The organism is Cellulomonas sp. C5510, assembly GCF_019797765.1.
GTDB lineage: Bacteria > Actinomycetota > Actinomycetes > Actinomycetales > Cellulomonadaceae > Cellulomonas.
Genome location: NZ_CP081862.1, coordinates 3,961,634 through 3,976,815, shown reverse-complemented (window position 1 = coordinate 3,976,815; position 15,182 = coordinate 3,961,634). Strand labels below are relative to the sequence as shown.

Below are 15,182 nucleotides of genomic sequence, written 5' to 3'. Positions count from 1 at the left end.
ACCACCGACACGCCCCGGGCGGGGCCGGGCAGCCCGGCGTCAGCCCTCGGCGACCACGTCGACGAGGCGGTCGAGGAACCCGGTCTGCGCCTCCACCAGGAGCCCGCGCGCCTCGTCGAGGCCGCACCAGCGCAGCTCGTCCAGCTCCGGGAACGTGACCTCCCGCCCGCTGCGGGGCGGCCACTCCACCGTGACCTTGCTGACCGGTCCGCGCGCGGCGGCGAGGTCCAGGTCCGTGGCGCGTGCCCAGACGCGCACGACCTTGCCCGCGCGCTGGCGGACCTCCCCGAGGTCGACGTCGGCCCCCGGGGGCGCGGGGAGGCCGACCTCCTCGGCGAACTCCCGCAGCGCGGTCGCGAGCGGGTCCTCGCCGGGCAGCGGCTCGCCCTTCGGCACGGTCCAGGACCGGGGACGTCGCGCCCAGAACGGCCCGCCCGTGTGCCCGACGAGCACCTGGAGCGCGTCGTCGGGCCCCCGGCGGTGCAGCAGCAGGCCGGCGCTGGTGCGCGCGGCGGCGGTCACGGGCGGTCCGGGGCGTCGCGGGTTCCTCGCACGGCTCCGATCCTGCACCCGGCGCGCGGGCTCAGCGCGGCAGCAGCACCTCGACACCCGCCTCCGCGAGCGCCCGGGCGAGGTCGGGCGGGGGCGGGGAGTCCGTGACCAGGTAGTCGGCGCGGGCGAGCTCCGCGATCTGCGCGAAGAGCCGGCGGCCGAACTTGGAGGAGTCGGCGAGCACCGCCACCTTGTCGGCGCGGTCCATCATCTCGCCCATCATCGAGGCCTCGACGAGGTTGCTGGTGGAGAAGCCGACGTCGGGCGAGACGGCGCCCACGCCGATCAGCGCGAGGTCGCAGCGGATGTCGACCTCCGGCTGGTGCGTCCACGCGGGGAGGCGGACCGGCCCGAGGGTCGCCTGGTCCATGAGCCGCACGCTGCCACCGAACACGTAGAGGTCGCGGTACACCTTCGGGTCGAGCTCCGTGGCGCCGCGCAGGCTGTTCGTGGCCACGGTCAGGTCCCGGTGGTCGGCCAGCGACCGCACGAGCGCGAGGGTCGTGGTCCCGGCGTTGACGATCACGGCCTGCCCGTCTCGGACGAGCTCGGCCGCGCGGGTGCCGATCTGCTCCTTGGCCTGGGTCTGCAGACGCATGCGCACGTCGAGCTCGGTGTTCGGGCGGGGGGCGGCGGACAGTCCGACGGCACCGCCGTGGGTGCGGACCAGCACGCCGTCGGCGTCGAGCTGGTCGAGGTCGCGGCGGATCGTGTCCGCCGACACCTCGAAGCGCTCGGCGAGCTGCGCGACCGTGACCTCGCCCGCGTCGGCGACGAAGGCGGCGAGCTCGGCCTTGCGCCCGGCGGGGAGGCGGCGGGGGGTGCTGTCGGAGGACGACATACGAAACTTCTAGCACAAAAACGCGCAGTCCGGAGGAAGAACGCAGCTCGCCGCGCACAGCACCGCAGGCGCTGCGGCACCCGGCGGAGCCTCCGGCGCGGCCCTGCGGGAGGGGCTCGATCGCGCTCCGCCTGCGGTCGCGCTCCCATCCGCGGTCCGCCGCGCGTGCGTCCCCATGCGTGGCTGGAACCCCTTGACGCCCGCACAACCCCGCACTACCGTGCTCAAACACGCAGAGATGCGCACTCGGCCGCAAGAAGCGGCAACCCTGGAGGGAGAGTCATGAGCAACGGAGCTCGGATGCGGTACCTGGGCGGCACGGCGGTGATCGGCGCGGCGGCGCTGCTCCTCACCGCGTGCGGCAGCGGCGGCGGCGACGCCGCAGAAGGGGGATCGTCCGGGGGCGACGTCACCATCGAGTTCGCGCAGTGGTGGGAGCCCGAGCTCCCCGACGGCGCGTTCCGCGAGCTGATGGACACGTTCGAGTCGGAGAACCCCGGCATCAAGGTCGAGCTGCTGAGCGGCCCCTACGCCTCGACCAAGGAGCAGGTGCTCGCGGGGGCGGCCGCAGGCACGATGTCCGACGTCGTCGGCCTCGACGGCGCCTGGGTCAACGACTTCGCGAAGCAGGGGTCCATCGCGGACCTGTCGGCGCTGATGTCCGAGGACGGGTTCGACGACAGCCAGCTCGTCAGCCAGGTCCAGGTGGACGGCAGCACGTACATGATCCCGGTCGTCAACTTCGTGTACCCGATGTTCAGCAACGACGACCTGCTGGCCCAGGCGGGCGTCGACGCGCCGCCGAGCACCCGCAGCGAGTTCGCGGCCGCGGCGGAGGCGGTGACGGCGCTCGGCGACAACACGTACGGCTGGGTGCTCCCGCTGTCGCTCGAGGCCCCCAACGGCGTGCAGAACGACGTCATGTCGTGGGTGTGGGCGTCCGGCGGGTCGATGCTCGCGGACGGCCAGCCGGCGCTGACGGACAACCCGGACGTCGAGAGCGGCATCCAGTTCGTCGCCGACCTGTGGGACGCGGGCGTCGTGGCCCCGGGCTCCTTCACCATGAAGGAGCAGGACAAGGTCGAGGAGTTCACGAACGGCCGCGTGGGCATGATGATCGACTCCCTCGCGCACGTGACGACGATCCAGGAGTCGAACCCCGACCTCGGCTTCTCGATCTCGGCGATCCCTGCCGAGGACGACTACACCGGTGAGCGCGGCATCCCCTACGCCTCCTGGGGCATCGGCGTCGCCGAGAACTCGGAGCACAAGGCCGAGGCCATGAAGCTCGTCGAGTTCCTCATGAGCGAGGAGACGAACGCCCAGCTGTCGTCCATCGCGAACGCCTTCCCGGGCAACACCGAGTCCGTGCCCGACTTCGTCGAGGACAACGAGCTGTTCGCCACCGCGTTCGAGATCTACCAGGACGGCTACCCGGCGAACGAGTTCACCGGGCTCCCCGTCGCCGAGGAGCTCATGCGCCAGCTCGGCGAGCAGCTCCAGAAGGCTCTGAACGGCGACCAGAGCGTCGACGACGCCCTGACCGCCGCCCAGAAGTCGTGGGAGAGCGAGTTCTGACCCACCCCGAGAGCGACCGCGCCGGGCGTGCCCCTGACCCGCCCGGCGCGGTCCTCGGTCAAGGAGGACCGACCGTGTTCACCTCGCACGCGCAGCGGACGCCGGCCACCGCCGGGGCGTCCCGCGCCACGGGCGCCGACCGCACCGACGGCGCGCCCGGCGCCGGCGGCCCGCCCGCCCCGACCCCGCCGTCCACCCGGGCGGGGTGGGAGCGGCTCAAGCGCCGCCTCACCCCCTACGGGTTCCTGAGCCCGACCGGCGTGCTGCTGGCGATCCTCATGCTGACGCCGATCGTCATGGTGATCTGGTACTCGCTGCTCGACGGCGTGATCACCACCAAGAACTCCGCGTTCGTGGGCTTCGCCAACTACACCGAGGTGCTCACCGACCCGGTGTTCTGGACGGCGGCGCGCAACACCCTCGTGTTCACCACGGTCAGCGTGGTGGCGCACTTCGCGATCGGCCTCGGCTTCGCGATGCTGCTCAACACGCCGCTTCTCAGCCACCGCGTCAAGGCGTTCTTCCGCGTGATCTACGTGCTGCCGTGGCTGTTCACGGTGGCGATCATCGCGGTGCTGTGGCGGCTGCTGCTCAACCCGAACGGCGTCGTGAACTACCTGCTCGGGACGGTCGGCCTCACGGACGGCCAGACGGAGTGGCTGGCGAACCCGAGCACGGCGCTCGCGGCCGTCACGTTCATCAACATCTGGGCCGGCTACCCGTTCTTCATGATCTCGCTGCTCGCCGGCCTGCAGGGGATCCCGCGCGACCTGTACGAGGCCGCCCGCGTCGACGGCGCGACGCCCTTCCAGCAGTTCCGCAACGTCACCGTCCCGCAGCTGCGCCCGATCATCGTCTCGATGGCGCTGCTGGACTTCATCTGGACCACGCAGCAGTTCGCGCTGATCTGGATGACGACCGGCGGCGGGCCGATCAACGCGACCGAGATGCTCAGCACCTTCACGTACAAGCTGGCATTCAGCCGGTACGAGTTCTCCGTGGCCTCCGCGTCCGCGGTCGTGGTGCTGCTGGCGTCGATGGTCCTCGCATTCTTCTACGTCCGGCACCAGAAGGCACGGGACTGATCATGGCGACCCTCACCACCACCCCCGCGGCCCGGCCCGGGGCGCCCGCCCTGCGCACGCCGCCCCGCCGGACCGGGCAGAAGGCGCTGGTCCTGACGGCGCTGGTGGTCGGCGCGCTGTTCGCCGGCCTGCCCGTGCTGTGGATGCTGTCCAGCTCGTTCAAGGCGAACCCGGAGATCTTCGCCTCGCCGCCGCGGCTGCTGACGGAGGGCTTCTCGCTCGACGCGTACACGACGATCCTCACCGACCCCGTGAAGCTGCGGTTCTTCGGCAACTCGTACCTGGTGGCCGGCAGCGTGACGCTGCTGACGCTGCTGGTGGCGGTGCTCGCGGCGTACGCCTTCAGCCGGTACGACTTCCCGGGCAAGAAGGTCATCAACGTGGTCATCGTCAGCGTGCAGGCGGTCCCGCCGATCACGCTGCTGATCCCGTACTTCGGCCTCATGGTGGCGCTCGGGCTCTACAACACCTACCCCGGTCTGATCCTCACCTACATGGTGTTCACGCTGCCCTACGCGATCATCATGATGACCGGGTACTTCAACACCCTCCCGCGGGAGCTGGACGAGGCCGTCAAGGTGGACGGCGCGGGGCCCCTGACCGCCCTGTGGCGCATTCTCGTCCCCATCTCCGTCCCGGGCCTGGTCTCGGTGGGCGTCTACACGTTCATGATCGCGTGGAACGAGTTCCTGTTCGCGCTCACGCTCACCCGCACCGAGGACATGCGGACCGTCCCGATCGGCATCCAGCTGCTCATGGGCCAGCACTCGTACGAATGGAACGAGATGATGGCGATGAGCATTCTGGGATGCATTCCCGTCCTCGTTCTCTTCCTGTTCTTCCAGCGGTACTTCATCGGTGGGATGACGGCAGGCGCCGTGAAGGTCTGACCGGGGTTCCCGGCGGCACGACGCAGCACACGCAGCACGACCACGACACGACAAGGAGTCACCCCATGTTGATGAACGGCGCGGACCTGCTGGCCGTCGCGAACGAGCACAGCTTCGCGGTGCCGGCGTTCAACATCAGCGACTACGCCATGTTCAACGGGATCGTCGCGATCTCGGAGGAGCGTCGCGCCCCGCTGATGGTCGCGATCCACCCGGACGAGGTCAGCCACCTCGGGCACGACGTCATGCCGGCGCTGATCCAGCGCGCGCACAAGGCCTCGGTGCCGGTGGCGATCCACTGGGACCACGGCGGGAGCTACGAGCAGGTCCTCACGGCCATCCAGATCGGCTTCACGTCCGTCATGATCGACGGGTCGATGCTCCCGTACGAGGAGAACGTCGCGATCACGGCCCGGGTCGTCGAGGCGGCGCACGCCGTCGGGCTGTCCGTCGAGGGCGAGCTGGGCACCATCGGCAAGCTCGACGAGCAGGCCGAGGCGGGCGTGGCGGTGTCCAACATCATCTACACCGACCCGGACCAGGCCGTCGACTTCGTGCAGCGCACCGGTGTCGACAGCCTGGCGGTGGCGATCGGCACGGCGCACGGCCTGTACCCGAAGGGCCTCAAGCCCGAGCTCCGGCTCGACCTGCTGACCGAGATCAAGTCGCGCCTGCCGATCCCGCTGGTGCTGCACGGCGGCTCCGGCAACCCGGACGACGAGATCGGCCGCGCGGTCAAGCTGGGCGTGAACAAGATCAACATCTCCAGCGACATCAAGGTGGCCTACCACGACCGGATGCGGGAGGTGCTGGCCGACCTCACGCTGCGCGAGCCGAACACGATCCAGCCCCCGGCGGTCGAGGCCATGAACGTGGTCGCCGCGCAGAAGATCGAGCTGTTCGACGCGGCCGGCAAGGCCGAGCTGTACTGACCCCGTGCCGGCCGCCGCCGACCCCCGGTCGGCGGCGGCCGGCGCACCGCACGCACCGGACCAGCAGCACACCGCACCACCACGGCGAGGAGGCCGGCACCGCCCATGAGCACGCGCTACGTCCTGGGACTCGGCGGGACCGTCGACTACGAGATCGACTGGGACCCGGGGACGCTCGAGCGGCTGGCCGCGGAGTGGGGGCTGCGCGCGGACGAGCTGGACGCCCGCATCCCGGTGCTCAGCGAGCGGGACCTGCTGCGCTCGCTGCTCGGCTTCGTCCGGGACGGGGCGGGCGGCGAGCGGTTCGTCGCGTCGTCCGAGATCGTCGAGGCGTTCGCCCGGAGGTTCTCGTCGCGGGTGACGCTGGGCGGCACGTGCGTGCGCGCGGCGATCGCCATGGACCGGGTGCGTGGCCTGCCGGCCCTGGTGCACCTCGTGAGCATCGACGACGACGTGCGGCGGCTGCTGCCCGCGAGCACCACCTACCTGTGCTCGGCGGACCGCGACACCACCGACCCGCACCTCATCGTGCAGTACCCGGCGGGGTCCGCGGTGCGGGTCGCCGGCGTCGAGGTGGTGGCCGCCCGCCCGAACCGCCTCATCTACGTGAACGACCCGCCGAACCGGGAGCTGGTGCTGCACCCGGCCCTGGGTGACGCGTGCGCGAGCGCCGACGTGGTGCTGGTCTCCGGGTTCAACGTCATCCAGGAGCGCGACACGCTGGACGCGCGGCTCGCGACCCTCGCCGCCGACCTCGACCGTGTGCCGCCCGGCGGGTTCGTGTACTTCGAGGACGCCGGCTACCACCTGCCCGCGCTGCGGGAGCCGGTGCGGGACGTCCTCGCCCCGCGGGTGGACGTGTGGGCCGTCAACGAGGACGAGCTCCAGGAGTGGACCGGCCGCGCCGTCGACCTGCTGGACGCCGCGGACGTCGCGAAGGCCCTCGAGGAGCTGCACGCGGCCGTCCCCGCCCGCACGCTCGTGGTGCACACCCAGCACTGGGCGCTGGCCGTCGGCGCCGGGGCGGCCGGGCTCCGGACGGCCCTGCGGGGCGGCATCGACATGGCCAGCACGCGGTACGTCCACGGCGACGCGTTCACGCGCGACGACTACGTCGCGACGGCCGCGCGCACGCCCGGTGCCGCGGGGACGCGGTTCGCGCGGGAGGTCGAGGCCCTCGCGGCCGACGTCGCCTGCGAGCCCGCGTACGTGCTGGACGTCCCGCGGCCCACGACGATCGGGCTCGGCGACACGTTCGTGGGCGGGTTCCTGGCCGCCCTGGCGGCCCCGTGACCGCCCGCGGGGCCGGGGAGCTGCTGACCGAGGGCCTGGTCGCGCTCCCGGAGGCGGTCGCCCAGGTGCTCGACGTGGTCCGGCCGGGCGGGGAGCGGCTCCTGGTGGTCCGCCTGGCCGGCGGGCTCTCGTTCGACGTGCGGCCCGACCGCGGCCTCGACCTCGGGCCGGCGTGGTGGGGGGACGTGCCGCTCGCGTGGCGGTCGCCGCACCGCGCGGACCCCGGGCCGGGCGCCGGGTGGGAGGAGCGGTTCCTCGGCGGCCTCGTGGTGACGTGCGGGCCGGAGAACATCGGACCGCCCACCGCGACGGCCGGGCAGCACGGCAGCCACCACCTCACGCCCGCCACGGAGGTCCGGTGGTGGCGCGAGGTGACGCCGTCCGGGGTCGCCGTGCACGTCCGCGGGGTCGTGGGGTTCTCCACGCTGTACGGCACGCGGCTCGTCGTCGAGCGCGAGATCGTCGCGACCACCGGCAGGCCGCGCGTCGAGGTCCGCGACGTGGTGCGCAACGACGGCGACGCCCCGGTCGGCGTGCCGCTGCTGTACCACGTCAACCTCGGCGCGCCGCTGCTGGCCCCCGGCGGCAGGCTGCGCGTGGACGCCGGCCGGACCCGGCTGCGGGAACCGCTGCCTCCGGGGCGCGAGGCCCTGGCGATGCCGGAGCCGTCGCCCGGCGCCGACGCGGTCGTGGGCGAGCACCGGGACCTGGCGGTCACGGACGGGCGCGCGCGGGCGGTCCTCACCGGCGGCGCCGCGGAGGTGGCCGTCGACTGGACCGCCGCGACCCTGCCGCGGCTGTGCACGTGGGCGTGGCCGGCCCGCGGGGCGTGGGTGCTCGGCGTCGAGCCGGCGAACGCGCCGCTGTTCGGGCCGGAGCGCGACGGCCCGCACGCCGGTGCGCCGGTGCTCGGGCCGGGGGAGTCGTGGCGGACGGGCGTCGTCGTCGAGGTGCTGCCGCCGGAGGCCGACCCCGCCGCGTCCCCGGGCCGCGCCGCGGCGCCCGCCGGTTCCGGCGCACACCCCGGTCCCCACCCCGATCCCCGCCCGGAGGAGCAGCCGTGACCCGCCCCGTCCCCCTGCCGGCCAACCAGCCGGCCGACCGCTTCTACGCCGGCGGCGCCCGCATCGCGGCGTTCCGCGGCCCCGGCGGGCACCCGGCCGCGGGCGACCACGTGCCGGAGGACTGGGTGGGGTCGACCACGACGCTGTTCGGCGAGCACGAGCTCGGCCGCACGCGGCTGCCCGACGGCCGGCTGCTCGCCGACGCGGTCGCCGCGGACCCCAGCGCGTGGCTCGGGCCCGAGCACGTCGCGCGGTACGGCGCCGACGCCGGCCTGCTGGTCAAGCTGCTCGACGCGGGGGAGCGGCTGCCGGTGCACGCGCACCCCGACGTGGCGTTCGCGGCACGGCACCTGGGCCTCGCCCACGGCAAGACGGAGGCGTGGGTGGCGCTCACCGCCGCCCCGGTGCACCTCGGGTTCCGGCGCGACGTCGGCGCCGCCGAGCTGCGGAAGTGGGTGGACCGCCAGGACACCGCGGGCATGCTCGACGCGATGCACGTGCTCGACCTGGAGCCCGGCGACGCCGTGCTGGTGCCCGCGGGGCTGCCGCACGCGATCGGCGCCGGCGCGTTCGTGGTCGAGCTCCAGGAGCCCACCGACCTGTCGATCCTCGTCGAGTGGGACGGGTTCGCGATCGACGGCGCGGCCGCGGGGCACCTGGGCCTGGGGTTCGACGTGGCGCTCGCGGCGGTCGACCGGCGCGGACGGTCGGCGGCCGAGGTCGCCGCGCTGCGGGGCGCGCGGGCCGGCGACGACGGGGACCTGCTGCCCGCCGCCGCGCCGTTCTTCCGCGTCGAGCGGCTGCGCGGCGCAGGCGGGTGGGACCCGGGGTTCGCGGTCGTGGTCGCCGTCGCGGGCAGCGGCGCGCTGGTCGCGGCGGACGGCGGGCGCACCCCGGTGTCAGCGGGCTCGACGGTCCTGGTGCCGTGGTCGGCCGGGCCGCTGCGCGTCGAGCCGGACGCGGGCGCCGCGCTCGAGGTCCTGCGCTGCCGCCCGCCGGCCGCCGACGCGGGTCAGCAGCCCGCGGAGTCGTAGCCGCACAGCAGCTCCCACGCCTGCCCGGCGAGCCGGGTGGCCACGTCGCGGGCGGCGCCCACGGTGCGCTCCCCGCCCTCCAGGCCGACCACCGTGACGGCCGTGCCGCGGCGGGTCACCGCCAGGTAGCTGCCGAGCGCCTCGTCGAGCGGCCCCTGCGCCGAGGCCCCGTCGACGTCGGTCGCCAGCCCCGGAAGCCCCCGCACCCGCCGCCCGATCGCGCGGCCCGAGCCGGTCAGCCCGTGAACAGGTCCTGGCCGACGAACGGGCTCGACGCCGTGGTGATCGGCGTCCCGTCCGAGCCCGTCACGAGTGACCCGTCCGGCAGCCCCGGCGGCACCGCGTACAGCCCCGACGCGGTGTGCTGGAGGTACTCCATCAGCCCGTCGTCGCGGGACAGCCGGTTCTGCATCGGGATGTAGTGGGTGCGCGGGTCCGTGACGAACGCGAGGAAGAACAGCCCCGCGTCCAGGCGGCCCAGGGAGTCGTTGCCGTCGGTGAAGTTGTAGCCGCGCCGCAGCATCCGCACGCCCGCGTTCTGCGTGGGGTGCGCCAGGAACACGTGGCTGTCCACCGGGATCAGCGGCCGGCCCTCGCGGCCCGTGACCGCGAAGTCCGGCTCGGTGAACTCGGTGCCGCCGGACAGCGGCGCGCCCTCGCCCTTGGTGCGGCCCACGACGGCCTCCTGCTCCCGCAGCGAGCTGCGGTCCCAGGTCTCGATGGTCATCCGGATGCGCCGCGCCACCAGGTAGCTGCCGCCGGTCATCCACGCCGTCGCGGGGGTGGTCGCGCTCGCGGGCACCCACACGTGCGCCTCGACGTCCGACTCCTCCTCGGCCTTGAGGTTGGCGGTGCCGTCCTTGAACCCGAACAGGTTGCGGGGGGTCGCCTGCGCCGACGAGGTGGACGACGTGCGGCCGTAGCCGAGCTGCGTCCAGCGGATGGTGGCGGCGCCGAACGCCGCGCGGGACAGGTTCCGGATGGCGTGCACCGCCACCTGCGGGTCGTCGGCGCAGGCCTGCACCACCAGGTCGCCGTCGGAGCGCGCCGGGTCGAGCTGGTCGCCCGGGAAGTGCGGGAGCTCGACCAGCGCGTCCGGCAGGTGCGCCGCCAGGCCGAACCGGTCGGTGCCCGCCGTGTCCCCCGCCCCGACGAACAGCGACCGCCCGAACCCGAACGTGATCGTCAGCCCGGCCGCCGGCAGGTCCGCCGCCTCGCCCGTGTCGTCCGGCGGCGCGTCGTAGGGACCGGACGCCGGCCCGTACGGGCCGGCGGCGAGCCCCTGCGTCAGGCGCGCGGCGATGGTCGTCCAGCGCTGCAGCAGCGCCACCAGCTCCGCGCGGTCCGTCGTCGTGACGTCGAACGCCGCGAGGTACAGCCGGTCCTGCGCGGGCGTCACGATGCCCGCCTGGTGCGCGCCGGTGAACGGGTACGTCGTCGCGGCGGCCCCGGGGGCCGCCGGGGCCGCCGCGGCCCGGCCCGCGCCGAACCCCGCCGCGCCGCCCGCGACCGCGCCGAGCGCCGCCCCGCCCAGCAGGCCGCCGCCGAGCAGCGCGCGCCGGGACAGGCCCCGACGGGGCTGCGCGGCCCTGGGGTCCGTCGAGTGCGCCGGCTCGGTCGAGGCCGCGCGGGCCGGCGCCGCGGCCCCGGGCGCGCCGGGGCCGCCGGGGTCGCCGGGGGCGGGGGAGCCGGCCACGGGGCCGGTGGGGGCGGTCACGGCGCGGTGTCCTTCCCTGCGCGGCGTCAGGCGCCGGTGACGACGGCGGTGAGCCGGGACAGCGGCTCCGACAGCGCGTCGACGCCCGTCGCGAGCTCCTTGACCTGCTGCTCGGTCAGCGTGTCGTAGCCCACGAAGCCCGTGTCCACGGAGCCGTACTGCGCCAGCAGGCCGTCCAGCGCGGCGAGCTGCTCCGTGAGCGCGGCCGCGAGGTCCGGGTCCTCCTCCTCGACGACGTCCGCGAGCACCTCGTACGCCACGCGCGCGCCGTCGACGTTGGCCTGGAAGTCCCACAGGTCGGTGTGCGACCAGATCTCCTCCTCGCCGGTGACCTTGCCGGTCGCGACCTCGTCCAGCAGCTCCTTGGCCCCGTTGGCGATCTGGAACGCCTCGAACGTGAAGTCAGGGTCGTTCACCTGGTCCACGAGGTCCTGCGTCCAGCCGACCAGGTCCTCGGCGGCGGACGCGCGCTGCTCCGGGGTCAGCGGCACGTACGTCACGCCCCCGTTGTCGGCGGGGGTCGGCGGCCACAGGTCCTTCTCCAGGTAGTGCCAGCCGCTCCAGACCTGCCCCTCCTCGAGGTCGGCCTCGCGGGCGTCGGTCAGCGGGTCGAGGTCGCCGAAGGACTCCGCGACCGGCTCGACGCGCTCCCAGTGCACCCGCGTCGCGGCGTACAGGTCGCGGGCCGCGTCGTCGTCGCCGCTGGTGTAGGCGGCGGCGAACTCCTGCGTCCCGGCGATGAGCGCGCCGACCTGGTCCTTCACGTACGCGACGTACTGCGCCTCCGCGTCCGCGAGCTGGGCGGCCACGTCGCCCGTCGGTCCCACCTGCGCGCCGGAGTCGGTCACCGTGAACTCCGACCGGATGCCGTCGCCGACCATCCCCGGCTTGCACGCGGTGTAGTACGTGCCGGGGCGCACCTGCACCACGAGGTCACGGGTGATGCCGGGCCCGATGTTCTCCACCTCGGACACCACGCGCAGCCCGTCGTCGCCCAGCAGGTAGAACTCGGTCACGTCCGTGCCGTCGTTGGTGACCTGGAACGTCAGCGTGCCGCTGGGCGCCGTGGCGGCGGAGACCTCGCAGGCGTCGGCGGTGCTGCTCACGGTGAGCGCCCCCGCGGACGCCCCGGCCTCCGGGGCGTCGTTGTCGACGCAGGCGGCGAGCGGCAGGACGAGGGCGGCGAGCGCGAGCGCGCCGACGGTGGTGCGGGACATGGGACTCCTCGTGGGTGGCAGGACGGGTCGGTGGGAGGGGCTCGTGGCGGCGCGCGGAGCGGCCGGCCGGGAGCCGACGGGTGCGTCGTGGGGCGGCGGACCGCCCGGCGTCAGGACGCGGTGGCGGGCTGGGCGGCGCGCGGCACGGCGGGCGGTGCGGGCCGGTGGCCCCAGGTGGTGCGGATGAAGACCGTGAGGACGGGGACGACGTACGCCACCCACGCGACGAGCTGGAGCCAGGTGGTGGCCGGCGTGAAGTTGAGGACGCCCTTGAGCAGCGTCCCGTACCAGCTGCTCGGGGGGACGGCTGCCGAGACGTCGAACGCGAGGCTGTTCAGGCCGGGCAGGATCCCGGCCTCCTGGAGGTCGTGGACGCCGTACGCGAGCACGCCGGCGGCGACGAGCACCAGGAACAGGCCGGTCCACGCGAAGAACCGCCGCAGGTCGAGGCGGACGGCGCCGCGGTACATCAGCCACGCGAGCGCGACGGCCGTGAGGATGCCGAGCCCGGCGCCCAGGAGCGGTGCCGCCGTGCCGTCGGAGGTCGCCTGCGCCCCCGCCCACAGGAACAGCGCGGTCTCGAGGCCCTCGCGGCCGACAGCCAGCAGCGCGACCACGACGACCGCGCCGCGCCCGGCGGCCACGGCGTCGTCGAGCCGGTGGTGCAGGTCGGCCGTGAGGTGGCGGGCGGTGCGCGCCATCCAGAAGATCATCCAGGTGATGAGGCCGACGGCCACGATCGAGAGGGTGCCGCCGATGGCCTCCTGCGCCTCGAACGACAGGCCACGCGGCCCGAACGTGAGCAGGGCGCCGAACCCGAGCGAGATCCCGACCGCGGCGGCGACGCCGGCCCACAGGGCGGGCAGCAGGCGGCGGCGGTCGGTGCGCACCAGGTACGCGACGAGGATGCTCACGACGAGCGCGGCCTCGAGGCCCTCGCGCAGGCCGATCAGGTAGTTGGCGACCATCGGGCAACCTTCGTTCCGGCCGTCGGCCCGTCCGGCGGCAGGGGAAGGTTAGCCTGTCCTCACATCGTGGCGACAGGGGTCCGAGGGGTGGACCGCCCCCGGGGCACCGGGGGTCTCAGAGGTGCACGGTGCCCTCGACGCACGTCACGGTGCCGCCGCCCACCCAGACGGTGCCGGAGGCGTCGCGCTCCACGTGGACCCGCCCGGCGCGGCCCAGCACGCTGCCCTGCGCCGCGACGTACGACGACGGCGCCCGGCCCGTCCCGGTCAGCCACTGCGCCACGACGGCGTTCAGCGACCCCGTCACCGGGTCCTCCCCGATCCCCAGGTCCCCGACGAAGGCCCGGACCTCGAACGCCGCCTCCGCCCCCGGGGGGTACGGCCCGACGACGCCGACGTGCGCCCCGCCCAGCGCCGCGCCGTCCGGCCGCAGCGCCAGCACCCGGTCCGCGGAGTCCAGCAGCAGGATGTTCCACCGGGGTCCGTTGTCCACGAACCGGTGGTCCACGACGGCCCCGTCCGGCAGGCCCAGAGCGCCCACGGCGCGCCGCAGCACGTCCGGCGCCACCGGGGTGTCCGCCAGCGGCTCCGGTGCCGCGAACCGCAGGCCGCTGTCCCCGCGGCGCAGCACCACGCGCCCCACCCCGCACTCCTGCACGACCTCCACCCCGGCCGGCCGGCCGCCGGCCGCGAGCCAGGCGTGGCACGATCCCAGCGTCGGGTGCCCGGCGAACGGCAGCTCGCCACCCGGGGTGAAGATCCGCAGCCGGTAGTCCGCCCCCGGCAGCGTCGGGGCGAGCAGGAACGTCGTCTCCGACAGGTTGGTCCAGCGGGCGAACGCGGCCATCTGCGCGTCGTCGAGGTCGTCGGCGTCGTGCACCACCGCGACGGGGTTCCCGCGCAGCGGCTCGGAGGTGAAGACGTCGACCTGGCTGAAGCGGTGCGGAGCGGCGGGCATGCCACCCACGCTACGGGCGGAGAGCGCGGGTGCCGGGCTAGGGTGCCGCCATGTCGACGGTGCGTCTCGGGGTCCTCGGTGCGGCCCGCATCCTGCACGACGCGGTGACGGCCCCGGCCGTCGCCGTCCCGGAGGTCGAGGTGGTGGCGATCGCCGCACGCGACCGCGACCGCGCCGAGGCGACCGCCCGGCGCGAGGGCATCCCGCGCGTGGTCGGCTCGTACGACGAGCTGCTCGCCGACCCCGACGTCGACGCGGTGTACGTGCCCACCCCCGCCGCGCTGCACGGCGTGTGGGTCCGCCGCGCGATCGAGGCGGGCAAGCACGTGCTGTGCGAGAAGCCGTTCACCGCGGACGCGGCCGAGGCGGAGGACGTCGCGGCGCTCGCGGACGGCACCGGCCTGGTGGTCATGGAGGCCTTCCACTCCCAGCACCACCCGCTGTGGCCCCGGGTGCGGGCGCTGCTCGACGACGGCGCGATCGGCCAGGTGCGCCGGGCGGAGGCCGACTTCTGCGTGAGCATCCCCGACCGCTCCGACATCCGCTGGCAGGAGGCGATGGGCGGCGGCGCGCTCATGGACCTCGGCGTGTACCCGCTCCGCATGCTGACGGTGCTGTTCGGGGCCCCGCAGGTGCGGTCCGCGACGGCGGACGACGTCGACGGCGTCGACGCGTCGATCGAGGTGCTGCTCGACCACCCCGGCCGGGTGGACGGGACGGTGCGCGCGAGCATGGTCGCGCGGGAGCCGGTCGTGCGGGCGCGCATCGAGGGGAGCGCCGGCGCGCTCGTCGTGCACGCGCCGTACGCGCCGCAGCACGGCGGCCGGATCGTGGTGGAGCGTGACGGCGGCACCCTCGAGGAGGCCGCGGACCCCACGCCGTCGTACGTGTGCATGCTGCGGACGTTCGCGGACGCGGTGCTGCGCGGAGCCGACCCGGTGTCCGGCACGGCGCAGGCGGTCGAGGCGATGCGGGTCGTCGACGCGGCCTACCGCGCGGCGGGCATGGCGCCCCGGCGTCCGGCCCCGCTGGGCTGACCGGGCCGGCAGCGCC

15 protein-coding genes are annotated in these 15,182 nt (G+C 74.5%); 8 read left to right on the top strand and 7 right to left on the bottom strand.

Annotation, left to right across the window (positions count from 1 at the left end):
* Window positions 1-39 precede the first annotated feature (39 nt).
* Both K5O09_RS18145 and K5O09_RS18140 read right to left on the bottom strand, forming a co-directional pair.
* Entirely contained in the window at window positions 40-522 is a 483-nt protein-coding gene (locus tag K5O09_RS18145; RefSeq protein WP_222170836.1) for an NUDIX domain-containing protein, read from the bottom strand.
* A 61-nt stretch (window positions 523-583) separates the two neighbouring features.
* Window positions 584-1,393, bottom strand: a complete 810-nt coding sequence (locus tag K5O09_RS18140; protein ID WP_222170835.1) for a DeoR/GlpR family DNA-binding transcription regulator — start codon at window positions 1,391-1,393, stop codon at window positions 584-586.
* A 282-nt stretch (window positions 1,394-1,675) separates the two neighbouring features.
* Here K5O09_RS18140 and K5O09_RS18135 point away from each other — a divergent pair, with 282 nt between their 5' ends.
* The 7 genes from K5O09_RS18135 to K5O09_RS18105 all read left to right on the top strand — a co-directional run bounded on the left by K5O09_RS18135 (window position 1,676) and on the right by K5O09_RS18105 (window position 9,269).
* A complete protein-coding gene (locus K5O09_RS18135; protein WP_222170834.1) occupies window positions 1,676-2,971 on the top strand; it encodes a sugar ABC transporter substrate-binding protein in 1,296 nt (431 codons plus the stop codon).
* Between the two features lie 74 nt (window positions 2,972-3,045).
* Window positions 3,046-4,056 (top strand): carbohydrate ABC transporter permease, encoded by a 1,011-nt coding sequence (locus tag K5O09_RS18130; RefSeq protein WP_222170833.1) that lies wholly within the window; start codon window positions 3,046-3,048, stop codon window positions 4,054-4,056.
* A gap of 2 nt (window positions 4,057-4,058) precedes the next feature.
* Window positions 4,059-4,946 (top strand): carbohydrate ABC transporter permease, encoded by an 888-nt coding sequence (locus K5O09_RS18125; protein ID WP_222170832.1) that lies wholly within the window; start codon window positions 4,059-4,061, stop codon window positions 4,944-4,946.
* Between the two features lie 65 nt (window positions 4,947-5,011).
* On the top strand, window positions 5,012-5,878 hold the full coding sequence (locus tag K5O09_RS18120; RefSeq protein ID WP_222170831.1) for a ketose-bisphosphate aldolase: 867 nt from the start codon (window positions 5,012-5,014) through the stop codon (window positions 5,876-5,878).
* Window positions 5,879-5,983: 105 nt separating this feature from the next.
* Window positions 5,984-7,171 (top strand): PfkB family carbohydrate kinase, encoded by a 1,188-nt coding sequence (locus K5O09_RS18115; RefSeq protein ID WP_222170830.1) that lies wholly within the window; start codon window positions 5,984-5,986, stop codon window positions 7,169-7,171.
* Window positions 7,168-8,235 carry a DUF4432 family protein gene (locus K5O09_RS18110; RefSeq protein ID WP_222170829.1) on the top strand — a complete coding sequence of 356 codons (1,068 nt, stop codon included), beginning with the start codon at window positions 7,168-7,170 and terminating at the stop codon, window positions 8,233-8,235. The genes K5O09_RS18115 and K5O09_RS18110 overlap by 4 nt, the downstream gene beginning before the upstream one ends.
* A complete protein-coding gene (locus K5O09_RS18105; protein WP_222170828.1) occupies window positions 8,232-9,269 on the top strand; it encodes a class I mannose-6-phosphate isomerase in 1,038 nt (345 codons plus the stop codon). Before K5O09_RS18110 ends, K5O09_RS18105 begins: the two co-directional genes overlap by 4 nt.
* On the opposite strand, the gene K5O09_RS18100 is transcribed toward K5O09_RS18105, so the two are convergent.
* The 5 genes from K5O09_RS18100 to K5O09_RS18080 all read right to left on the bottom strand — a co-directional run bounded on the left by K5O09_RS18100 (window position 9,248) and on the right by K5O09_RS18080 (window position 14,129).
* Window positions 9,248-9,475: a hypothetical protein gene (locus K5O09_RS18100; protein WP_222170827.1), complete on the bottom strand. Its 228-nt coding sequence runs from the start codon at window positions 9,473-9,475 to the stop codon at window positions 9,248-9,250. The two genes, K5O09_RS18105 and K5O09_RS18100, sit on opposite strands and share 22 nt — an antisense overlap.
* 29 nt (window positions 9,476-9,504) lie before the next feature.
* Entirely contained in the window at window positions 9,505-10,836 is a 1,332-nt protein-coding gene (efeB, locus tag K5O09_RS18095; RefSeq protein ID WP_222172904.1) for an iron uptake transporter deferrochelatase/peroxidase subunit, read from the bottom strand.
* A 176-nt stretch (window positions 10,837-11,012) separates the two neighbouring features.
* Window positions 11,013-12,203 (bottom strand): iron uptake system protein EfeO, encoded by a 1,191-nt coding sequence (gene efeO / locus K5O09_RS18090; protein ID WP_222170826.1) that lies wholly within the window; start codon window positions 12,201-12,203, stop codon window positions 11,013-11,015.
* A 110-nt stretch (window positions 12,204-12,313) separates the two neighbouring features.
* Complete coding sequence (gene efeU, locus K5O09_RS18085; RefSeq protein WP_222170825.1) at window positions 12,314-13,171, bottom strand: iron uptake transporter permease EfeU; 858 nt, start codon at window positions 13,169-13,171, stop codon at window positions 12,314-12,316.
* A gap of 115 nt (window positions 13,172-13,286) precedes the next feature.
* On the bottom strand, window positions 13,287-14,129 hold the full coding sequence (locus K5O09_RS18080) for a PhzF family phenazine biosynthesis protein (protein ID WP_222170824.1): 843 nt from the start codon (window positions 14,127-14,129) through the stop codon (window positions 13,287-13,289).
* A 50-nt stretch (window positions 14,130-14,179) separates the two neighbouring features.
* Between K5O09_RS18080 and K5O09_RS18075 the strand changes: the two genes are divergently transcribed.
* Window positions 14,180-15,166 carry a Gfo/Idh/MocA family protein gene (locus K5O09_RS18075; protein ID WP_222170823.1) on the top strand — a complete coding sequence of 329 codons (987 nt, stop codon included), beginning with the start codon at window positions 14,180-14,182 and terminating at the stop codon, window positions 15,164-15,166.
* Window positions 15,167-15,182 lie beyond the last annotated feature (16 nt).